The 22,047-nt window shown below is 70.1% G+C and carries 11 protein-coding genes, 1 tRNA gene and 1 pseudogene; 5 read left to right on the plus strand and 8 right to left on the minus strand.

All coding sequences use genetic code 11. The features are described from left to right. Positions 1 to 72 precede the first annotated feature (72 nt). Positions 73 to 1,164 carry an ionic transporter y4hA gene (locus AB0H49_RS17550; protein WP_357252512.1) on the minus strand — a complete coding sequence of 364 codons (1,092 nt, stop codon included), beginning with the start codon at positions 1,162 to 1,164 and terminating at the stop codon, positions 73 to 75. Positions 1,165 to 1,382: 218 nt separating this feature from the next. Between AB0H49_RS17550 and AB0H49_RS17555 the strand changes: the two genes are divergently transcribed. Next, positions 1,383 to 1,598 carry a DUF4377 domain-containing protein gene (locus tag AB0H49_RS17555; protein WP_357252661.1) on the plus strand — a complete coding sequence of 72 codons (216 nt, stop codon included), beginning with the start codon at positions 1,383 to 1,385 and terminating at the stop codon, positions 1,596 to 1,598. A 27-nt stretch (positions 1,599 to 1,625) separates the two neighbouring features. Here the strand turns inward: AB0H49_RS17555 and AB0H49_RS17560 are convergent. Both AB0H49_RS17560 and AB0H49_RS17565 read right to left on the minus strand, forming a co-directional pair. Continuing rightward, positions 1,626 to 1,838 (minus strand): annotated as a pseudogene (locus AB0H49_RS17560) (NUDIX domain-containing protein); the annotation flags it as partial. 3 nt (positions 1,839 to 1,841) lie between these two features. After that, positions 1,842 to 2,234 (minus strand): nitroreductase/quinone reductase family protein, encoded by a 393-nt coding sequence (locus tag AB0H49_RS17565; RefSeq protein ID WP_355001075.1) that lies wholly within the window; start codon positions 2,232 to 2,234, stop codon positions 1,842 to 1,844. 106 nt (positions 2,235 to 2,340) lie between these two features. Between AB0H49_RS17565 and AB0H49_RS17570 the strand changes: the two genes are divergently transcribed. From AB0H49_RS17570 to AB0H49_RS17585, 4 genes are all read left to right on the plus strand, one after another. Then, positions 2,341 to 2,414 (plus strand) — tRNA-His (locus tag AB0H49_RS17570). Positions 2,415 to 2,644: 230 nt separating this feature from the next. After that, positions 2,645 to 3,316: a PhoU domain-containing protein gene (locus tag AB0H49_RS17575; RefSeq protein ID WP_355001076.1), complete on the plus strand. Its 672-nt coding sequence runs from the start codon at positions 2,645 to 2,647 to the stop codon at positions 3,314 to 3,316. A gap of 765 nt (positions 3,317 to 4,081) precedes the next feature. Then, on the plus strand, positions 4,082 to 4,846 hold the full coding sequence (locus AB0H49_RS17580; RefSeq protein WP_357252515.1) for an HNH endonuclease family protein: 765 nt from the start codon (positions 4,082 to 4,084) through the stop codon (positions 4,844 to 4,846). A gap of 35 nt (positions 4,847 to 4,881) precedes the next feature. Then, positions 4,882 to 5,106 carry a hypothetical protein gene (locus AB0H49_RS17585; protein WP_355001078.1) on the plus strand — a complete coding sequence of 75 codons (225 nt, stop codon included), beginning with the start codon at positions 4,882 to 4,884 and terminating at the stop codon, positions 5,104 to 5,106. A gap of 100 nt (positions 5,107 to 5,206) precedes the next feature. On the opposite strand, the gene AB0H49_RS17590 is transcribed toward AB0H49_RS17585, so the two are convergent. The 5 genes from AB0H49_RS17590 to AB0H49_RS17610 are packed head-to-tail and all read right to left on the minus strand — an operon-like array spanning position 5,207 to position 21,976. Next, positions 5,207 to 5,350, minus strand: coding sequence for an Rpn family recombination-promoting nuclease/putative transposase (locus AB0H49_RS17590; protein WP_357252664.1), 144 nt, complete (start codon positions 5,348 to 5,350; stop codon positions 5,207 to 5,209). Between the two features lie 30 nt (positions 5,351 to 5,380). Next, a complete protein-coding gene (locus AB0H49_RS17595; RefSeq protein ID WP_355001079.1) occupies positions 5,381 to 6,193 on the minus strand; it encodes an ABC transporter permease in 813 nt (270 codons plus the stop codon). Beyond that, positions 6,193 to 7,011: an ABC transporter permease gene (locus tag AB0H49_RS17600; RefSeq protein ID WP_357252519.1), complete on the minus strand. Its 819-nt coding sequence runs from the start codon at positions 7,009 to 7,011 to the stop codon at positions 6,193 to 6,195. The genes AB0H49_RS17595 and AB0H49_RS17600 overlap by 1 nt, the downstream gene beginning before the upstream one ends. After that, a complete protein-coding gene (locus tag AB0H49_RS17605) occupies positions 7,008 to 7,979 on the minus strand; it encodes an ATP-binding cassette domain-containing protein (protein ID WP_355001081.1) in 972 nt (323 codons plus the stop codon). The genes AB0H49_RS17600 and AB0H49_RS17605 overlap by 4 nt, the downstream gene beginning before the upstream one ends. Further along, positions 7,976 to 21,976 carry an amino acid adenylation domain-containing protein gene (locus AB0H49_RS17610; protein ID WP_357252523.1) on the minus strand — a complete coding sequence of 4,667 codons (14,001 nt, stop codon included), beginning with the start codon at positions 21,974 to 21,976 and terminating at the stop codon, positions 7,976 to 7,978. Before AB0H49_RS17610 ends, AB0H49_RS17605 begins: the two co-directional genes overlap by 4 nt. Positions 21,977 to 22,047: the final 71 nt, after the last annotated feature.

Raw genomic sequence — 22,047 nt, forward strand, 5'->3', positions numbered from 1 at the left:
TGCTGTGACCCTCGCCACTGGACAAGTGTTCATGACACAGGTTTCAGTTATTCGTGAGACGCATCACGATGACTACGGACTGGCGGCCAGGAACACAAAAGCCGAGAACAGAGCCAGATGCACGCCGCCTTGCAGCAGCGTCGCCCGACCGGGAACCACGGTCAGCACGCCGACGACGACCGTCAACGCGAGCAGCACCATCTGCGTCGCACCCAGTCCGAGCACCAGGGGACCCTGTAGCCAGATAGTTGCCACAGCAATGGCCGGGATGGTCAACCCGATGCTCGCCATCGCCGAACCCAACGCCAGGTTCAGACTGATCTGCACCTGATCGCGGCGGGCGGCCCGCACCGCTGCCAGTGTCTCGGGAAGCAGGACGAGCAGCGCGATCGCCACGCCCACCGCGGCGGGCGGCATGCCCGCGTTGGCCACCGCCGATTCGATGGCGGGCGAGACCACCTTGGCCAGACCGACCACGCCGACCAACGCGACGAGCAGCAGACCCAGGCTGGTGAACGTCGCGCGGACGGAGGGCCGCTCGGCGGTCGTGCCGCCGTCGGTGATCACACCGCCTTCTTCCACCGGAAGGAAGTCGTCGCGGTGGCGCACCGTTTGAACCATCACGAACAAGCCGTACAGCGCGAGCGAGGCGACGGCGGCGAACGCGAGCTGCGCGGGCGAGAACTCGGGGCCCGGCACGCTCGAGGTGAAGGTCGGCAGCACCAAGCTCAGCGTGGCCAGCGTCGCCACCGTGGCCAGCGCCGCGCCCGTGCCCTCCGCGTTGAAGACCGCGAGGCGTCTGCGCAGCGCGCCGACCAGCAGCGCCAGACCGAAGATGCCGTTGCAGGTGATCATCACCGCGGCGAAGACGGTGTCGCGGGCCAGGGTCGCGGACTTCTCACCGCCGGAGATCATCAACGTCACGATGAGCGCCACCTCGATCACGGTCACCGCGACCGCGAGGACAAGCGATCCGAACGGCTCCCCCACCCGATGCGCGACGATCTCCGCGTGCTGCACCGCGGCCAGCACCGCGCCCGCGAGAAACACCGCGACCACGATCACTCCCACTGTCGGCAGACTTCGTCCCCAAGTGGCGACCAGGGCGAGCGCGGCGAGGAGAGGGGCGAACACGGTCCAGCGGGTTGTCAACGCACCGATCATGCCCTCCATCGTCCCAGCTATCTCAGGGCACCTAGATCGGTATCATCGGCGGGATGCAGCAACGACTCCGCGCGGCCGTCGCCACGGGCATCCTGCTCGTCCCGCTGCTTGGCGCCTGCACCACCGTGCCGGAGTGCCCGACACTCCTCTCCACGTCCACTACCAGCGAATCCGTGGAAATCCCCGGAACCTTCGTAATCGAGGTCGCACCACGGACCATGCGGTGCATCGGGGTCGCCCCGAGGGATTGCCTACAGATCCGCCGCGACCAGAACGGGCCGTGGGAGTTGTTCTACGGCTCGATCGACGGGTTCGAGTTTCAGTCCGGCAACCACTACCGGCTGCGTATCGAGCAGACGCCCGTGGATCCACCGGCCGATGCGCCGTCGGTCACGTGGCGTCTCGTCGAGGTGCTGGAGAAGCGCCCCGCGTAGCGCACCTTGCAGCGCTTCGATTTCCACCCGCACGCCGGTCTCCTCGGCGACCTCGCGCACGACGGCGGCCGCGGCGGACTCGCCCAGTTCGATGGCGCCGCCGGGCAATCCCCACTGGCCGTCGTCGCTGCGGCGCTGCATGAGCACGCGTCCGTCGGCCACCACACACGCCGCGGCATACGCCAGCTGGATGTGGTCGCGACCGACCCGCTCGCGCAGCCAGCGGATGTAGTCGGGCACGACTCAGTCCAGGTCCACCCGGACGGTCAGCAGGTCGGTGCCGACGAGCCGGACCGCGGCGCTGTTGGCGCGCGGCAGCTCGCGCAGGCGGGCGCGGGCGTCGTCCTCGGGGAGCAGGTGGGCCGTGCCGGTGTGCCAGTGGCCGTGCAAGCGGACGCGAACCCGGTTGTTCGCCTTGATGTTCCGAATGTATTGGGAGCGTTCGCCGAACTCCGAGACCAGCCAGAAGCTGTCGCCGACTCGGCGGCCGCCGATCGGGGTGATGCGAGGTTCGCCGCTCACCCGGCCGGTCGTCTCGAGCAGTTGCTGGCTGGGCAGTCTGCGCAGGAGGGGATTTCCGACCAGTCGCTGGAAGGTGGTCACCAGACGGTGTTGCACATCGTCCTTCTTCGGCATACGCCGACCGTAACACCGTGCGGCGGCGGGCGGCGGTGCGAGAAAATCGCTGGCGGGTCGCCCGGCGCGGTCGCTACCGTGGCCACACGCGAGGAAGCCGCGCGCGGTGGGTGTAGCTCAGTCGGTCAGAGCGCCTGGTTGTGGTCCAGGAGGTCGCGGGTTCGAATCCCGTCACTCACCCTCTCGCACCCGGCCCGACGCGTACGCACAGTCTTGCCTCCGAGGCCACCGGCGCACTTTGTCCGGCAGCATCGGTGGGTACGTCGGACGCGCGGACGGTGATGCGCATCCGCTATTCGACCTGTACGCGGCGAGCTTTCCGGACCGTCACGCCCCTCGCGCTCGATATCCCATTGGCGGGCAGCGCGAATCGTTTCCCCGCGCGCCCCACCATAGGCGAGAATTTGCCGGTGCGGACCCAGTTCACCCACGAGCTCAACGCGTTGACCAATGATCTGACGCTGATGTGCCGACTCGCCCATGACGCAGTCGAGCGAGTCAACGACGCGCTCGCCAGCGCCGACCTCACGGCCACCTACGAGGTCTTCGCCCTCGACGAGCAGCTACAGAAGATGTACGGCGCGTGCGAGGCGCGGACGGTGGTGCTGCTCGCGTTGCAGGCGCCGGTGGCAAGGGATCTGCGGCACGTCGTGACGGCGATCCAGATCGCCAACGAGCTGTCCCGCATCGGCTGGCTGACCAGCCGCGTCGCCGACCAGGTATACCGGGCACATCCGAATCACGTTGCACCGCAACCCATCCTGGACGTACTCGCCGAGCTCGGCAAGTACGCCGCGCACCGCACCGCCCTCGCCGGTGAAGCCGTCGCCACCGCCCACCAGTCCGCCGACGCCGAACCGGTCAGCGCGACACTCGCCGAGCTGCGTGGACGGCTGCACGCGGCGTTGACCGATCCGGAGCGCGCGCAATCCGCCGGCGCGGCCATCGATCTCGCCCTGCTCGGTAATCATCTGGAGCGCTGCATCGACCACACCACCCGCATCGAGCGGCTGATCCGGTTCCTGGACACCGGCGTTCCGCCGATGGCGCAGCCCGCGGACGCCGAGCCGGACGAGGACTGAGCCGAAACCCGCACCGAGCCTTCGCGATCGACGGCGGTGACGCTTGCCACAGCACCCGACACTCGGTCGCCCGGGGCCCGTGTTCGAAGACGCCGACCACAAGCTGTTTTCCGTAGCAACGCAGTAGATGTACGGACACCTCTCCAAAACATGCTAGCGCTTGTGAGGTTCCGATGAAGCTTGTGAAGCGGCGGTCGAGTATCTACTATCTTGCTACGTAGACAACGAGGTCGGGACGGAGGACCCATCGTGGATCGGCCATCGCCGCGGATCGACACGCGACGCAACCGCCGGAAACCAGCGCGCGATCGCGTCCCGGCCAGCGGCTCGCGCTGAGCGAGCCCCTCGAACGTCACGAACGCGATCTCCTCGTGCGGAGCTTCACCTCGGGACCTACCCCTCATCAGCCCCGTGGTGTCGCGCGGTGCGACCGCGGCCTGGACAACCGCACGCCCGCACGCACGCGGACGAAATCGTTCGTGATCCGCCACCCCTGAGTCGGCGCCGGCACGGCGACTCGGGGGTGGTCCGGCGCTTCCGCTCTGCCCCTTCGCACGACCCGATCGCGAAGAGTGTGCCGAACCTCATACGCGGCGTTGGCATTCCGGCGTAGCCGAGACAGGTACGTTGGCGCCCGCGATAATTGGACGAGGTAGGCGTTAGGAACAACTCGATGAAGCTCACGGCCCGGCAGTCGTTGCCCTGGCATCCGGTGGCCGGGAGAATTCTCGGTGCCACGCCGGTCCCGTGCGATGGGGGATCGCTGTGAAGTGGCCCGCATCCCGCAAGATGGTGACCGTTGTCGCGCCGATCGTCTTCACTCTCTTGCTGACCGCCGCATGCACCGTTTCTCGCGGCACCGACAGCAAACCACCGGCCTCGCCCGGACAGCAGACTTCGGCGTCCGCTGAGGAAGTCCGCGACCTGCTCGCGAAACTCGCTGTCGCGCCAGAGGCCCCGATGACCGGGTACAGCCGCGAGAAGTTCCCGCACTGGGATCCGAACAAGGCCGAGCACGGTTTCGGCGCCGACTTCACGCAGTACAGTCGTTGCACCACACGGGAAGTGATGCTGCTGCGCGACGCCGTCGGCACGGTTCGGCTCGATCCGAAGACCTGTGAACTCACGGTCGGCTCCGACGGCGGCTGGCGCGATCAGTACGGAGTCCTCGACCGCAAGAGCGGACAGCTCAAAGAGTACAAGTGGATCACCGACCCCTCGGGCGTGGATGCCGAGCACATCGTCGCGCTGGCCGAGGCCTGGCGGTCCGGCGCCGCCGCGCTGGACGAGGACACCCGCCGCCGCATCGCCAACGACGCCGTCAACCTCGAAGCCTCGGACCCGACGGCGAACAGGTCGAAGGGCGATCAGGACGCCGCGAACTACCTGCCGCCGGGAAGTTTCCGGTGTGGCTATATCGAGCGCTACCTCACGGTCAAAGTAAAATACGGTCTGACCATTGATCCTGCCGAACAGTCCGCGTTGCGCACCGCGATCGACGACTGTGGCCGCCAAGGAGGGTTCCGCTGATCGACGTCATCGAGATCTCCGCCAAGGCCGCCGTCATGACCGAGGAGGAAGGGACGGTGTCCGGCGATCTCGATGTCACCGTCGACGAGTCGGGCAAGGGGCTGGTCCGCTACCGCGGCACCGACACCTGGCTGACCATCGGCAACCTCGACGGCGATCCCCCACGCACCTGGAAAACCACCGCCGAACTCGCCACCGCCATCGAAGCCGACCTCGGCAAGCGTGACGCGGCAGGCAACCTGTTGTTCTTCGAGGCCTGACAGCCGTCCCGCCGACCGCTGCGCCCTCGGCGAATCCATCAGCGGTGGTCATGATGGCCTGGCCGCGGCCGCGCTCGGCTTCCGGTGGTGCCGGTGGTGATCAGGCGAAGACGTAGCGCGAGCGCAAGTGTTTGGACACGAAGCTACCCGGTTGTAGTTCGAGTCTGCCCCAATCGACCCGCGCGGCAACGGCTTCCGGTAGCGCGGAACGCAGCTCGGAGGCAGCGTCGGCGGGGCGGCTCAGTACGTGCCCCTCTGGCTCCGTCGCGGGGTCTCAGCGGCGGCTGGCTCGGCGGTAGCCGATGACGGCGGGTACGGCGAAGACGATGATCGCGCCGATCGACCAGAGGAAGGTCAGGGTGAGGGGGCGGGCGAGGGGGCCGCCGAGGGACAGGGCCTTCATGCTGTCCACGGCGGCCGACATGGGCTGGTTGCGTACCACGGGCTGGATCCACTGGGGGAAGGCGATCAGCGGGACGAAGCCGGTGCTGAAGAACATCAGCAGCGAGGTGAGGATCGTAATGCTCTCCACCAGCGTCGCTTTTGCGGTGAACACCGCGATGGCGGTGACCATGGTGGCGAACGCCAGCCCGAAGAGCACCGGAATGAACACGAACAGCAGCGCGGGCACGAACCCCTGTTGGAAGCGGAAACCCAGCAGATGACCGACGACGATCACCACGAGCGTGCCGAGCAGGATCCGGCAGCCCTCGGCGAGGATGCGGGAGATCAGCCCCGAGGAGCGGTGCACCGGTAGCACCCAGAAACGAGCCAGCAGGCCCGCGTCCCGCTCCCTGCCAAGCATCACCCCGCTCGCCACCGCGCCGCTCAGCGCGCCGACGACGGCCACCATCGGCACCGACCCGTAGAGCGCGTCGGTGCCGGAGAACTTCTGGATCTGCCCGCCGATGACGATGTCGAGCATCAGCAGCAGCAGGCACGGGATGATCAGGGTCTCCAGCAACGCCACCGGATTGCGCGACCAACGCAGCAGCAGGCGTTGGGTCTGAATCGCGGTGTGCCGCAGCAGCGAGAACGGCGAGGTCTCGCCGTGCGTGAGCGTCCCGCGTTCCGTTGTCAGTACCATCACGCCCTCCTCTTGCTCAGCCGGAGCGCGAGCGGCAGGCAGATGACGAATATCGCCCCCGCCCAGAACAGCGGCGGACCCATCAGCGCCCAGCTCACCTCGCCCGCGTTGCCTGTCGTGTCCCCCGCGAGCGCGCGCAGCCCGACGACGAACTGCGAGACGGGCTGGTTGCGCACGAAAGGCTGGATCCACTCGGGAAATTGAGACGCCGGAGCCAACCCGGTGGACAGCATGCCGAGAATCAACGGCGGCAGCACCAGCGCCTGCGTCGTCGCCTCCGGACTCTTGGCCGCCGTTCCGATGACATCGGCGCCCAGCGTGAACGCGACGCCGATGAGCAGCGAGAAGGCCAGGAACCCGAGCGTGTGCCAGGTATCGAGCCGGAAGCGGAAGCCGATCACGTGCCCGCACACCAGCCCCGCCGATATCGCGATGAACAGCCGGAACATGTTGCCGGACATCCGCGCCGCGACCGGGACCAACGGACCGATGGGCATCGAGCCGAAGCGGCGGTCGAGCCCGGAGACGGCGTCGCTTGCCGAACGGAAGGCCGCGCCGATGGCGGTGAACGCGCAGGCTTGCAGGATGACGAGAGGCATCATGTACTGCGCGTAGCTGCTGAAGCCGGTGCCGATGACGGTCATCACCGTCTTGAGCGGAATGTAGAAGCTGGCCGTGAAGGCGGCGGGCGCGACGATGGAGCTGAGCACCTCGCCGGTCTTGACCGCGGGCGTCACCAGTCGCGTGGTGAGCACCCACCACTGCTGCGCGCGGACCGGGGTGGCGCGCGTGTCGGTCAGCCAGGCCCCGGCGGTCATGCGACTTCTCCGGTTTCCGCGACGGCGAGATGCCCGGTGAGCTGGAGGAACACGTCGTCGAGAGAGGGACGGCGCAGGGCGATGTCGACCAGTTCGAGACCGGACGAGTCCAGCCGCCGCAGCGCCTCGGCGAGCGTCTTGGCTCCTTCGGGGGCGGGGATCGCGATGCGGTCGGACTCGGGGGTGAGCGCGGCCCGGTTCTCCTCGGGCAGCAGCGAGCCGAGCGCGGTGGCGATGGCGGGCAGATCCTCCAACCGCAGCGGGACCACCTCGCAGTAGCTGCCGCCGGTACGCGACTTCAGTTCGTCGGCGGTGCCGTCGGCGATGACCACGCCGTGATCGATGACGATGATCCGGTCGCACAGCGCGTCGGCCTCTTCCAGGTACTGCGTGGTGAGCAGCGTGGTGATGCCGTGCTTGCGGAAGCTCGACACCAGATCCCACACGCCCTGTCGGCTGCGCGGATCGAGCCCGGTGGTGGGCTCGTCGAGGAACACCACGTCGGGCCGGACGACGAGCCCGCACGCGATATCGATGCGCCTGCGCATACCGCCGGAGTAGGTGCCCACCCGCCTGCCCGCGGCCTCGACCAGGTCGAACTCGGCGAGCAGTTCGTCGGCGCGTGCACGCGCGGCCCCCTTGCGCAGGCCCATGAGCCTGCCGAACATGACCAGGTTCTCGTAGCCGCTGAGCATGTCGTCCAGCGCCGCGAACTGGCCGGTCAGCATGATCGAGCGGCGCACCGCCGCGGGGTCGGCGACCACGTCGTACCCGGCGACTTGGGCGCGGCCGCGATCCGGCGCGATGAGCGTGGACAGGATATTGACCGTGGTGGTCTTGCCCGCGCCGTTCGGGCCGAGGATGCCGAGCACCTCGCCCTGCGCGGCCGTGAAGTCGACGCCGCGCAGGGCGTGTACCTCACCGAAGGACTTCTCCACGCCCTCCACCACAACTCCGCTGTCGTTCACTGCATGCCTCCAAGATGCTCGTCGAGCACACGCGCGATGACGGGAAGCACGTGTGGTGCGGTCAGTTCGTCGTGGGTGACCTCGACGTCGTGGTTGGTGATCACGCCGGTGATGTACGGACGCCAGCCCTCCGGGCCGAAGATGTCCGAGGTGTCCACGGTGGCACTGAAATACAGGGCGTCGCCGTGGTAGACGGGACGCTGATAGCCGGTCCTGGTCCGCGCCGAGGCGTTGTAGGACCCGGCCATCCGCTCCAGAGTGTCGGCGTCCACCAGCGCCACGCCGCCGGTCCGCTCGGCGATCAGCGCGGCCGCCTCCTGTGCCGTGGCGTCGGCGGGCACGTCGTCGATGCCGAACACCGCACCGAAAGTGCTGATGAACGAGCCCGCGGTGAGCGGTTCGATGCTGTCGCCGTCGATGTCGGCGGTGTCGGCGTCGAGCAGGGCGAGCACGCCGACCCTTGCGCCTTCCTGCTCGAGCCGCGTGGCGACGGCGTGCGCGATGAGCCCGCCGAACGACCAGCCGAGCAGGTGATACGGGCCTTCCGGCTGCACGGCGCGAATCTCGCGGACGTAGCGTTCGGCGAATTCCTCGATGCTGCGCATGGACGGTTCGCGACCGCTCAGGTCCGGCGCTTGCAGGCCGTAGATCGGGCGGCCCGGCGCGAGCGCCTCCGCGAAACCCAGGTAGGTCCATGCCATTCCGGACGACGGGTGGATGCAGAACAGCGCGGGTTCGTCGCCGCCGAGCCGGATCGGCAGCAGCACGTCGAGCCCGAGCGCGGCGCCCGGCGCGGGCGGCGCGGCAGCGACCGCGAGTTCGGCCATCGCCCGCTCCTCCTCCGCGCCAGCGGCGCGCGCTTCCGGGGTGGCGGCGAATTCAGCCGCGACACTGAGCATTTCGATCCAGAGGCGCGAAAGCTCGGCCACCTCGGCGCGGTTCAGCAGCGTGGCGGGGAAGCCGAAGGTGGCGCGCAGCCGGTCGCCGAGAACCACGGCGTTCACGTCGATCTCGGCTTGCAGCGGCACGTTCGGGTATTCGGTCGCGGGCAGGTCGCCGAGTTCGTCGGTGGGCAGCCAGCCGAGTCCCTCCAGGCCAGGCGGGATCTCGCCGGTCGCGTAGCGGCCAAGGTAGTTGAACGCGACCCGCCCCGGGAGACGACGCGGAAGCTGTTCGGCCGTGTCGTGATTCAGGTAGCGCAGCAGACCGAACCCGATGCCCTTGTCCGGCACGGCGAGCAGTTGGTGCTTGATCGCGCGGATCGCCTGACCCAGCGCGGGGCCGCCCGCCATGGCCTCGTCGACGTCGACCGTGCCGAGGTCGAGGCGCACCGGATAGACGCTGGTGAACCAGCCGACGGTCCGGGAAAGGTCCGCGCCGGGGATCACTTCCTGCTGACGACCGTGCCCTTCCAGCCGGACCAGGACGCTGCGATCCGCGGTGGCGCGCCACTTGTGCACGGCCAGCGCCAGTGTGGTGAGCAGGGCGTCCTCGACGCCGCCGTGGAACAGCGCCGGCAGCGTGGTCAGCAGCGCCGTGGTGATGTCCTCGGAGACCTCCGCCTCCACCATGCGCAACGTCCCCGCCTGATCGACGGCCGGATCGAGTTCCCGTCCGCCGATCAGTGGATCGGGCCCGCCGATCAGGTCGCGCCAGTAGCCGAGTTCGGCGACTCGCTCGGCCCGGTGCGCCTCCTCGGTGAGCGCGTGCGACCAGCGGCGCATCGACGTCCCGGTCTCGGCGAGCACCGGCGTCGCACCCGTGGAGACCTGCGCCCAGGCGGCCATCAGATCGGGCACCAGAATCCGCCAGGACACGCCGTCCACGACGAGGTGGTGCGCGATCACGATGAGACGACCGGCGCGGCTGCGGTCTCCGGCCTCGCCGACCGGGTCGAGCCAGACGAACTGCAACACCACACCGCGCGCCGGGTCCAGCCGGTTCATCGCGGATTCCAGTTCGGTGAGCGCGTATTCGCGCAGGTCGACCGTGTCCGCGTCGGCGGCGAACTCGATGCGTCTGATCAGCCCCGCCACGTCGACGCTGCCCGGCTCGGCCACCTCCAGCCGCCAGTCCGGCGCGCGGAACAGCCTGGCGCGCAACATGTCGTGCCGGTCCACCACGGCCGCCACGGTCGCGGTCAGCTGCTCGGGACGGATGCCGACGGGTAGTTCGAGCACCGCGGTCTGCGCGAAACGGTCGAAGTCGCCGCCGCGTTCGATCATGTACCGCACGATCGGCGGCAGCGGCATATCGCCGACGCCACCGCCGGGCAGTTCCTCCAGCACCACCAGTTCGCCCGCGGCGTCGGCCGCGGCGGCCAGTCCGGCCACGGTGCGGTGTTCGAACACTTGCAACGGCGTGATGGTCACCCCGCCCTGCCTGGCCCGGGAGACCAGCTGGATGGCCAGGATGCTGTCGCCGCCGAGCGCGAAGAAGGAGTCCTCGACGCCGACCCGCTCGCGACCGAGCAGTTCGGCGAAGACCGCCGCCAGGGTCTCCTCGGTGGGCGTGCGCGGCGCGACGTATTCGGTGCGGTCGTCGGCGAACACCGGTTCCGGCAACGCTTTCCGGTCGAGCTTGCCGACCGCGTTGAGCGGAATCGCGTCCAGCACGACGAAAGCCGAGGGCACCATATACCCGGGCAGTGACTCGGCGGCGTGCGCGCGCAGCGCGTCCACGTCCAGCTCGACGCCGGATTCGTGGACTACGTAGGCGGCCAGCGCGGTACCGCCGGACGGTCCGCGAACACCGAGCGTCACGGCGAAGTCCACGCCGTCGGCGCGACCGAGCACGGCGTCGATCTCGCCGAGTTCGATGCGCTGACCCCGCACCTTGACCTGGAAATCGGTGCGGCCGACATATTCCAGTTCGCCGTCGGCGATCCAGCGCACCAGGTCGCCGGTCCGGTACATCCGCTCGCCCTGCGCGCCATACGGATTCGCGACGAAGCGGGTCGCGTTCAGGTCCGGTCGGGCGTGGTAGCCGCGCGCCAGCGCGGGCCCGGCGAGGTACAGCTCGCCCGCGACGCCCACCGGCGCCGGCCGCAGTCGCCCGTCGAGCACCAGCACCGACGCGCCGCGGATGGGACCGCCGATGGTGACCGGTGCGCCCACCGCCAACGGACCCGAACCCGTTGCCCAGATGGTGGATTCGGTAGGCCCGTACAGGTTGACCATGGTCCGGCCCTGCGCCCACCGCTCCACCAGTTCCGCGCCGACCGCCTCACCGGCGACGGCCAGCACCCGCAGACTCGACACCCGCGCCGGGTCCACCGTGGCCAGCGCCGACGGGGTGATCACCGCGTGGGTGACGCCCTCGGCCTCGATCAGCTCGGCCAGCGCGTCCCCGCCGAACACCTCCGGCGGCGCGACCACCGAGGCCGCGCCCGCGCCGAAGGCCATGATCGCCTCGAACACCGACGCGTCGAAACTCGGTGAGGCGACCTGCAATACCCGCGCGTGCTCGTCCAGCGCCAGCGACTCGCGCTGTGCCGCGACGAGATCGGCGATGCCGCGGTGCGAGACCGTGACGCCCTTGGGCGTTCCGGTGGAGCCGGAGGTGTAGATCATCCACGCCGGATGGTCCGGCCGGATCGGTGCGCTCAGCTCGTCGGCGCGCAGCGGGGTGTCGTCTGCGCCGCGCCAGCGGGCTGCGAAGGTGGGGTCGTCGAGGACCAGCCACTTGGTTTCCGCCGGCAGCTGCGGCCGGTGCGCGGCGACGGTGAGGCCGAGCACCGCGCCGGAGTCGGTGAGCATGTGCTCGATGCGGTCCACCGGATGCTTCGGGTCGACCGGCAGGAACGCCGCGCCCGCCGCGGCGGCCGCCCACATACCGATCAGCAGCTCCGCGCCCCTGGTCAGTCCGAGCGCCACCACCGTCTCCGGCCCGGCACCCGCCTCGATCAGCAGACGGGCGAGCTGCGCTGCACGGGAGGTCAATTCGCGGTAGGTCGTCGTCACACCCGCGGCGACCACCGCGTGCCGCTCCGGATACGCGGCCGCCGCCGCGGCGAACACCTCGGGCAACGTGCGCACCCCGGCCGACTCCGGGCCGCTGGCGGGCACCAGTTCGGCGCGTTCCAGCGGCACGAGCAGATCGATGTCGCCGAGGCGCTGTTCCGGGTCGGCCACCACCGCGGCCAGCACCGCGAGCCACCGGCGAGCGAGAGTGTCGACCGTCGGCGCGTCGAACAGATCGGTGGCGTAGGTCAGCGTGGCGTCGATACCGGCCCGCTCGGCGTCGTCGTAGCGCTCGCGCAGGTCGAGGGTCAGGTCGAACTGTGACGCGTCGCGATCCAGATCCTCCACCGCGATGCGCAGTCCGGGCAGCTCGAGCGCGGGCTCGACGAAGTTCTGCAAGGAGAGCGACACCTGGAAGATCGGGTGGTGCGCCGTGGACCTGGCCGGGTTCAGCACCTGCACCAGGCGTTCGAACGGCACGTCGGCGTTGGCGAACGCGTCGAGGTCCGAAGAACGCACGGCGGCGAGGAAGTCGCGGAAGGATCGGTCGGGGTCGACCGGCGTGCGCAGCGCGAGGGTGTTCACGAACATGCCGACCATCTCGTCCAGCGCGGCCTCCCCGCGCCCGGCGACCGCGGTGCCGATCACCACGTCGTCGGCGCTGCCGAGGCGAGCGAGCAGCACCGCGAGCGCCGCGTGCACGAGCATGAACATGCTCACCTCGGTGTCCGCGGCCAACTCCGCCATAGCCCGGTGCAGCGGCCGCTCGACCGCGAAGTTCAGGTCCGCGCTGCGCATGGACTGCACCGCGGGCCGCGGCCGGTCGGCGGGCAGCTCGAGCAGATCCGGTGCGCCGGAAAGGGATTCGGTCCAGAAGCGAATCTGCTTGGCGGCCAGCGACTCCGGGTCGAATTCGTCGCCGAGCAGTTCCCGGTGCCACAGCGCGAAATCGGTGTACTGCACCGGCAGCGCGGCCAGGGCCGCTTCCTGGCCCATCATGGCCGCGGCGTAGGCGGTCATCAGGTCGGTGGCCAGCGGCGCCATCGACGCGCCATCGGCGCTGATGTGGTGCACCACCAGGACGACGACGTGCACCGGCGTCGCCCGGCCGTTGCCTTCGGCCGTGCGCAAACGGAACAGACCGACCCGCAGCGGTCGCTCGGTCACCAGGTCGAAGCCGACACCGGCCAGTTCGATGATCCGATCCCGCAGCGGCGCACCGGGTTCGGTGTCGACCGCGCGCAGTTCCGGCGCGGCGACCTCGGCGTCGAGGACGACTTGGCGCGGGCCCTCCGCGTCGGCCGGATACATGGTGCGCAGGCTTTCGTGCCGGTCTACGACCGCGCGCAGCGCGCGTCGCATGGCCGCCACGTCCAGGTCGCCGGTGAGACGCAGCGCGACCGCGATGTTGTAGGCGGGCGAGGTGGGATCCAGCCGGTTGAGCACCCACATCCGCTGCTGGGCGGGCGAGAGCGGAATCCGGTCCGGCCGGATGCGCGGCGCGAGCGCGAAGCGGGCGCGCTCCCCCGCCGCAGCCGGGACCACCCGCGCCGACAGCTGCGCGACCGTGGGCGCGTCGAACAGGTCGCGCAGCGCGATCGTCGCGCCGAGCGCCGCGTTGACCCTGGCCACCACCTTGGTCGCGCTGAGCGAGTTGCCGCCCAGCTCGAAGAACGAATGGTCGATGCTGACGCGCTCGGTGTCGAGCACCTCAGCGAACACCTCGGCAACGGCCTGCTCGACCGGTGTGCGCGGCGCCAGGTACCTGCGCAGGAACGCCGCGAAATCGGGCACGGGCAGCGCCTTGCGATCCAGCTTGCCGACCGGCGTCAACGGGACCTCGTCCAGCACGACGAGATAGCCGGGCACCATGTAGCCGGGCAACGCGCCCGCGATACGCGAGCGCAACCGTTCGGTGTCGTATTCCTCGGCGGCACCGACAGATTCGCGTCCCGCGTCGCTGAGCACCACGTAGGAGACGAGCACGGTCTCACCAGCCGGGCCCGGCATGCCGACGGTCGCGGCGTATTCCACGTGGTCGTCGGCGGCGAGCACCGCGTCGATCTCGCCGAGTTCGATGCGCAGACCGCGGATCTTGACCTGGAAATCGCTGCGGCCCAGGTACTCCAGCTCCAGCACCGGTCCGCCCGGGCGGTCGGATTCGACCCAGCGCACCATGTCGCCGGTGCGGTACATCCGCTCGCCGCGCGCGCCGTACGGGTTCGCCACGAAACGAGCCGCCGTCATCCCGAAGCGGTTGAAGTAGCCGCGCGCGATCCCGGGACCGGCCAAGTACAGCTCGCCCTCGACCCCGACCGGAACCGGGCGCAACCAGGTGTCGAGCACCATGACCGCGGCGCCGCGGATCGGGCCGCCCATGGTGACCGGCTCGCCGGGCTCCAACTCGCCGGGACCCGTCGCCCAGATGCTGAATTCCGTTGGGCCGTAGAGGTTCAGCATGCGCCTGCCGACCGCCCACTGCGCGGTCAGCTCCGGCCCGGCGGCTTCGCCCGCGACCGAGAGGACGCGCAGGTCGGTGAGACCGGCCGGGTCCATCGTGGCCAGCACCGATGGCGTGATCACCGCGTGGGTGACCCGCTCGGCGCGCAACAGGCGCTCGAGCTCCTCGCCGCCGTACACCTCCGGCGGCGAGAGCACCAGTTGTCCGCCGACCGTGTGCGCGGCGAGCAGCTCGAAGACCGACGCGTCGAAGCTCGGCGAGGCGACCTGCAAGGCCTTTACCGTGTGGTCCAGGTCCATCGATTCGCGTTGCGCCGTCGTCAGATTCGCGACACCGCGATGGCTGAGCAGTACCGCCTTCGGCTTGCCGGTGGAGCCGGAGGTGTAGATCAGGTAGGCGGTCTGGTCCATCCGGATCGCGCCGCCGCGCTCCTCGTCGGTGATCGGTCCGTCCGGTACCGTCAGCGCCCTGCGCATGGTGTTCAGGTCGTCGAGCAGCAGCCAGTCGATCGTGCTCGGCAGGGTCTCGCCGGTGGCGCGCACCGTCACGCCGATGGGCGCCTTGGAATCGGTGAGGATGTGCTCGATCCGCTCCACCGGGTAGTTCGGATCCAGCGGCAGGAACGCCGCGCCCGTCTTGACCAGCGCCCACACCGCGACCACGGACTCCACCGAGCGGGTCAGCGCGAGCACGACGAAGACCTCGGCACCGATGCCGCGGCGCAGCAGCACCCTGGCGAACCGGTTCGACCACGCGTCGAGTTCGCGGTAGGTCATGGTGTCGCCGTTCGCGCTGACCGCGAGGGCATCGGGGTTCACCGCTGCGCCCGCGGCGAGGATCTCGGGCAGGGTGCGCTGCGGCACCGAATCGGGACCGTGCACCGGCAGCAGTGCGGCGCGCTCGACGGCGTCGCAGTGCTGCAACCGCGCGACACCGATCTCCGGGTGCTCGGCGATCTGCTCGAGCAGCATGACGAACCGGTCGAGCAACCTGCGCGCGGCGGACTCAGCCAGCTGGTCGGCCATGTACTTGACCGTGACCCGCAGCTTGTCGCCCGGCTCGCCGGGCATCCCGTGCAGCGGAATCACCATGAGGTTCAACGGGTACGGCGTCGCGTCGGTCCCCGCGATGTCGAGGATCCGCATGCCCGCGATGTCCAGCGACTGCGACAGCGCCTCGCGATCGATCGGATACGACTCGAAAACGGTGAGGGTGTCGAACAATTCGGCGAGGCCGACGGCCTGGTGGATGGCGGCGAGTCCGACGTGCTGGTGGTCCAGCAGCCGGGCCTGCTCGGTCTGCACGCGGGCCAGCAGATCCGCCACCCGCTCCGCCGGATCGAGCCGCACCCGCACCGGCAGGGTGTTGATGAACAGGCCGACCATGTCCTCGACCCCGGCCAGCTGCGGCGGCCTGCCGGACACCGTGCCACCGAACACCACGTCGGTGCGTCCGGTCAGCATGGCGAGCAGCAGCGCCCACGCCGCCTGGACGGCCGTGTTGACGGTCGCGCCCGCGGCGCGGGTCGTCGCCTCCAGCCGCGAGACGGTCTCGGCGGGCAGGTCGAAGGACACCATGCCGGATTCGGTGGACTGAATGCCCGCCAGCGTCGGGACCGCGCGAGTCGGCGCGTCGATTCCGGCCAGCGCCTCACGCCACGCGGCCAGGGACGCGGAACTCGCGGGACCGGTGAGCATTTCGGCGGCACGTTCGAGATTGGTCACCTGCGACTCGGCCGTCACAGGGGGTTCCGCCGCGGCAGCGGGCGGTTCACCAGCCCCGCTGGGTTCCGCTGCGACAGGGCCGCGTTCGTCGGCGGCGGGGCGGAGTTCAGCTGTGGCCGGGATGCGCTCGGCCGCTTCCTGTTCGGCGAGCCAGGCGAGGAACGAGCGATAGGACGGGGCTGGGGGCAGCACGTCCGCGGCGCTCGCGCCCGCGCCCGAGGCGATGTAGACGGTCAGCAGCTCGCGGACCAGCAGCGGCGTCGACCAACCGTCCAGCACCAGGTGGTGATTGGTCATCAGCAGGGTGTAGGTGTCGTCGGCGGTGCGGATGAGCTGGAAGCGCAGTAGTGGCGGGCGGGTGAGATCGAAACGGGTGTTCGCGTCGAGGGCCAGGATCCGGTCGAGTTCCCTTGTGCGCTGGCCGTCTTCGGCGAGGTGCGTGAGATCCGCTTCGTGCCAGCGCACTTCGGCGTCGGCGAGCACCAGCTGGCGTGGACCGTCCGGCGTCTCGACGAACGCGACCCGCAGGTTCTCGTGCCGGTCGACGAGCACCTGTGCCGCGGCGCGCAACCGGGCGGCGTCGACCCGGCCCGCCAGGGTGAGCCTGGTCTGCACGGTATAGCCGTCGGCGGTGTCGGTGTCGTACCAGGCGTGGAAGAGCAGGCCGTATTGCAGCGGCGACAGCGGCCACACGTCGGCCAGGTTCGGGTAGGTGCGCTCCCAGCCCTCGATCTGCTGCTGAGTCACCGTGGCGAGCGGGAAGTCCGACGGGGTGTGGCCGCCCGCGCCGGTCGTCCGCGCGTGGTCGGCGAGCGCGGTGAGCGCGGTGGTCCAGTGCTCGGCGAACGCGCGGACGTCGTCCTCGGCGAGCAGTTCGGTGGCGTAGGCCCAGGTGACCTCCAGGCCCGCGGCGCCCATGATGGCGTTGACGTCCACGACGGCGGGCAGCGGCGCGCGGTCGTCCTGCGTCGCGGCGAATCGCCTCGGCAACCACGGCCCTTCGGGTCCGCCCGCGGCGCGACCGAGGTAGTTGAAGCTGATCTGTGGGGTGGGCGCGGCGGCCAGTTCGCCCGCGGTCCGCGGATTCAGGTACCGCAGCATGCCGTATCCGACGCCGCGGTCGGGAATCGCGCGCAACTGCTCCTTGGCCGCCTTGATCGCGAGACCGGCCGCGGGTCCGCCCGCGAACGCGTCGTCCATGTCGATGCCCGCGAGATCGATCGCGACCGGATACACGCTGGTGAACCAGCCCACCGTGCGCGCGAGATCCGCGCCGGGCAGCACCGATTCCTCGCGCCCGTGCCCCTCGAGGGTGAACAGCGCACCGGACCTGGTCCGCCACCGCGCGACCGCCATGGTGAGCGCGGCGAGGAGCACATCGTCGGCGCCGCAGTGGAACAGCGCGGGCACCGTGTCCAGCACTGCGGTCGCGGTCTCCACCGGCACGGTGGTCCGCACCTCGGCCGCGGTGGCCACGGTGTCCACCCCCAGGTCCGCCGCTCGCGCCCCGAGTGGGGCGTCCGGCGTGGCGAGCACGCGCCGCCACACGGGGAGTTCGGTCGCGCGCGCCGCCGCCTGCTCGACGTTCGCGTGCGCCCAGCGGCGGTACGAGGTACCGACGGGCTCCAGCTCGCCGCCGGAGAAGGCGGTGGCCAAGTCGGGCAACAGAACTCGCCAGGAGACGCCATCGGTGACCAAGTGGTGGAGAACCAACCAGAGCCGGGTGCCCTCGGCGATGCCATGGCCGTCGGCGACGTCGACACCGCCGGTGGCATACGCATCGGCGCCGCGGCCCTCCCTGCCAACGTCTACACCATCGGCGGTGCGAGCATCGGCACCACGGCCGCCATCGGGCATATCGGCACCATCGGTGCCGCGCACATCAGCGCCACGGCCCGCATCAGCGATGCCACGGCCACCATCGGCGGCGTCATCGGCAAGGCCGATGCCATCGGCAGCACGCGCATCGGCGCCACGGCCCACACCGGCGATGCCACGGCCACCATCGGCGGCGTCTACACCATCGGCGCCCCGCACATCAGAGCCACGGCCCGCATCGGCGATGCCACGGCCGCCTGTTGCCTCATCGGCAAAGCCGACACCCTCGGCGGCGCGAGCATCCATTCCACCGCCCGCACCGGCGATTCCGACCTCTTCGGCGGCCCGCGCGTCGATACCACCCTCGGCAGCGGCCACGTCGACGACGGTCCTCTCGGCGAACTCCGCCGCACCACCGATGACGCCGGGAATGACGACGCCCACTCCATCGGTGGTGCCGGTGCCTGGAGCATCGACGACCGATTCACCGGCGGCCGAATTCGGTTCCACCAGAACGAACCGGGCGACCACCCCTGCGGCCGGATCGAGCCGATCGGCGGCGCGCTGCAAGGCATACTCGCAACTCACCTCGAGGTCGTCACCCGCGACCACCGAATCGATGCGTTCGGCCGCGCGCACCGAACCCGGCTCCGCGACAACCCATTCCCAGCCGTCCTCGCCCTTACGCAACGTGCTGCGCAGCACGTCGTGGTGGTCGATGAGCGTCTGCACCGCGGCGGTCAGCCGCGCGCGGTCGCCGTCCGGCGGCAGCGCGATCAGGACGGCCTGACTGTAGCGGTCCCAGGTCTCGCCCTGATCGAGCATCGCGTGCACGATCGGGGTGATCTCGACGGAACCGACACCGCCACCGGGCAGTTCGAGCACCGCGGTGTCGGCGGCATCGGTGGCGACGGCGGCCAGCGCGGCGACCGTCTTGCGCTCGAACACGTCGCGCGCGCTGAACCGCAGACCGGCCGAGCGGGCGCGGGAGACCAGCTGGATGGAGATGATGCTGTCGCCGCCGAGCGCGAAGAAGTTCTCGTCGACGCCGACCGCGTCCAGGCCGAGCACCTCCGCGAAGAGCCCCGCGATCGTTTCCTCGCGGGGCGTGGACGGTGGGCGTCGCACGACGGTGCGCATACCGAAATCCGGTGCGGGCAGAGCTCTGCGGTCGACTTTGCCCACCGGCGTCAACGGGACACTGTCCAGCACCATGATCACCGTCGGCACCATGTAGGCCGGAAGACTTTCGCCGACAGCCGCTTTCAGCGCCTCCGGCTGCACCTCGACACCCGGCGCGCCGAGCACGTAGGACACCAGGGCGGTGGCGCCGCTCGGGGTGGTCGCGCCGATGGTGAGGGCGAACTCGACCTCCGGCTGCCGCTCCAGCGCGGCGTCCACCTCGCCGAGCTCGATGCGATAGCCGCGCACCTTCACCTGGAAATCCCCGCGGCCCGCGTAATCCAGCTCCAGCCTGCCCCCGCGCCGCCGCCACCGAACCAGGTCACCGGTGCGGTACATGCGACCGCCGGGCTCGTACGGGTTCGCCACGAACCGGCTGGCAGTCAGCCCGGTGCGCTGGTGGTAGCCGCGCGCGACGGCGGGCCCGCCCAGGTACAGCTCGCCGACCACACCGGGCGCGACCGGTCGCAGCCACGGATCGAGCACCAGGCCGACCACGCCACGAGCCAGGCTGCCGATGCTGACCGGACCGTGCGGCACCAGCGGCGCGCTGACGGTGACGGTGATCGTGGTCTCGGTGGGGCCGTACCCATTGAGTAGCGTGCGGCCCGCCCATCTCGCCACCAGCTCCGGCGGGCACGCGTCTCCGCCGACCACCACGGTGCGCAGGTCGGGCAAGGTTTCCGGGTCCAGCGAGCCGACCACGGCGGGTGTCACGTTCAGATGCGTGACCCGGTGCGCCCGCAGCACTTCGGCCAAGTCCTCGCCCGCGTAGGCGGCGGGCGGAACGACGGCGATCGACGCGCCCACCGCGAACGCGACGAGCAGCTCCTCGACCGAAATGTCGAAGCTCGGCGAGACCGCGTGCGCCACCACGGCATTCGCGTCCACGCCGAACGACGCGCCGGACCCGGCGACCAGGTTCGCCAAGCCACGATGGGTCACGGTGACGCCCTTGGGCATGCCCGTCGAACCGGAGGTGTAGATGAGGTAGGCGGGCTGGTCGAGGTGGATCGCGGTGGTCCGCACGGCATCCGTGATCGGGGCCGAATCCTGGTGCGCCAGAACCTCTTCGGTGTCGGAGTCGTCGAGCGTCAGCCAGGTGATGCGGTCGGGCAGCGCCGACCGCGCGCCCGTTACGGTGAGCCCGGCGACGACGCCGCTGTCCGCGACCATGTGCTCGATGCGGTCGGCGGGATACCCGGGATCGACCGGCACGAACGCGGCGCCGGTGCGCGCGACCGCCCAGACCGCAAGCACCGACTCGACGGAGCGTGGAATGGCCACGGCCACCGCGCTTTCCGGTCCGGCGCCCGCCGCGATGAGCAGCCGCGCGAGGCGGTTGGCGTAGGACTCGACCGCGCGATAGGTCAGCGACGTGCCGTCGGCGCGGATGGCGACCGCGTCCGGATCGACGGCCGCGCCGTCCGCCAGAATCTCGGCCAGCGTGCGCGGCGGCACCGACGCGGGCCCGCGGGCGGGCTCGAGCTCGGCACGTTCCTCGGGCGAGAGGACCGGCACCGCGTGCAGCGGCGCGTCCGGTCCCGCGGCAAGGAAGCGGTGCAGGAAGTCCAGAAATCTCCGGTGCTGCGCGGCGAGTTCTTCGTCGTCGTACAGGTTGGGATTGGCCTGGAAATCGATGTGGGTGTTCTCCGCGCCCATGCCCGGATACAGGTTCAGGAACAGGTCTTCGATCAGTCCCGAGGTCAGCACGTGCATCCGGCCGGTGACCTCGCCCAGCTGAATCCTGGTGTCCACCATCATCAGATTGACGGTCGGGCCGAACGAGGCCGCCTCGTCCAGCGACCAGCCGAGGTCGCGGACGATGTCCTCCTGGCGGTACCGCTGCCTGCGCAGCGCCGAGGTCAGCTCGCCCTGCGCGGACCTGATCAGTCCACCGACGGTGCTCTCGGCGCCGAGGGGCAGTCGCAGCGGCACGACGTTGGCGATCATGCCGCCGGAGCGCCGTAGCGCGGCGGTGGTGCGACCGGAGACGGGCAGGCTCAGTATCACTTCGGGCGCACCGGTCATCGCGCCGATATAGGCGCCGAACGCGGCCACCACCACGGGCGCGATGCTGGAGGACACCGACTTGGCCACCGCGTCCAGCAGTTCGGCGGTGGCAGGCGGCAATTCACCGGCCACCAGGGCGGGATGCGCATCCACCTCGGCCGCCCGGCCCGCCAGGCTGACGGGCTCGGACATGCCCGCGAGATGGTCGCGCCAGTACTGCGCGTCGGCCTGGAAGCGCTCGGAATCCCGGTAGGCGACATCCGCGTCCACGATGGTGCGCAGGTCGGCGGCCTTGTTCGGCGGCGCCTCGCGGCCCGCGAGCTCGGCGTTGTACAGCTCGGCGGTGCGCTGCACGAGGCTCATCGCGCCGAAGCCGTCCAGCAGGATGTGGTGGATGCGCTGGTACCAGTACCAGTGCTGGTCGCCCAGTCGCAGCATGGCGTACTTGCCGAGCCGGTCGCGCAGCAGATTCAGCGGCGCGGTGTACTCCGCGCGCATCCAGGCGTGCGCGGCGGCCACCGGATCGGGCTCGTCGCGCAGATCGACCACCAGCGTCTCGTCCTCGAGCGAGGTATCGATGACCTGGTAGGGAAATCCGTCCACCTCGATCAACCGAAGGTAGCCGCTGCCGAACTCGTCGACGGCTCGGCGCGCCACGTCGGCTAGTAGATCCAAATCCAGCGGCCCGTGGAATTCCACGTACTGCGCGATCGAGATCGGGGTGTCACCCGCGAAGTGCTGGGCGAACCAGATGCCGCGCTGCGCCGCGGAAAGCGGAAAGGCGCCTGCGGGCAGCCGGTCGGCCGCGGCCACTGGAGTGAGAGACGGCTGTGGCATACAAGGTCCCTGCTGGGCTCAGGAAAAGACGGAAGAGAACATGTCGAGAGCGCGCGGTGCCCGTGCGGGGT

Source organism: Nocardia sp. NPDC050713, from assembly GCF_040654315.1.
Classification (GTDB): Bacteria; Actinomycetota; Actinomycetes; order Mycobacteriales; family Mycobacteriaceae; genus Nocardia.

Excerpts from the sequence above, each read along its gene's own strand:
- AB0H49_RS17600 (WP_357252519.1), bottom strand. The coding sequence starts at position 7,011 with ATGACCGCCGGGGCCTGGCTGACCGACACGCGCGCCACCCCGGTCCGC.
- AB0H49_RS17595 (WP_355001079.1), bottom strand. The coding sequence starts at position 6,193 with ATGGTACTGACAACGGAACGCGGGACGCTCACGCACGGCGAGACCTCG.
- AB0H49_RS17585 (WP_355001078.1), top strand. The coding sequence starts at position 4,882 with ATGACCGAGGAGGAAGGGACGGTGTCCGGCGATCTCGATGTCACCGTC.
- AB0H49_RS17610 (WP_357252523.1), bottom strand. The coding sequence starts at position 21,976 with ATGCCACAGCCGTCTCTCACTCCAGTGGCCGCGGCCGACCGGCTGCCC.
- AB0H49_RS17550 (WP_357252512.1), bottom strand. The coding sequence starts at position 1,164 with ATGATCGGTGCGTTGACAACCCGCTGGACCGTGTTCGCCCCTCTCCTC.
- AB0H49_RS17565 (WP_355001075.1), bottom strand. The coding sequence starts at position 2,234 with ATGCCGAAGAAGGACGATGTGCAACACCGTCTGGTGACCACCTTCCAG.
- AB0H49_RS17555 (WP_357252661.1), top strand. The coding sequence starts at position 1,383 with ATGCGGTGCATCGGGGTCGCCCCGAGGGATTGCCTACAGATCCGCCGC.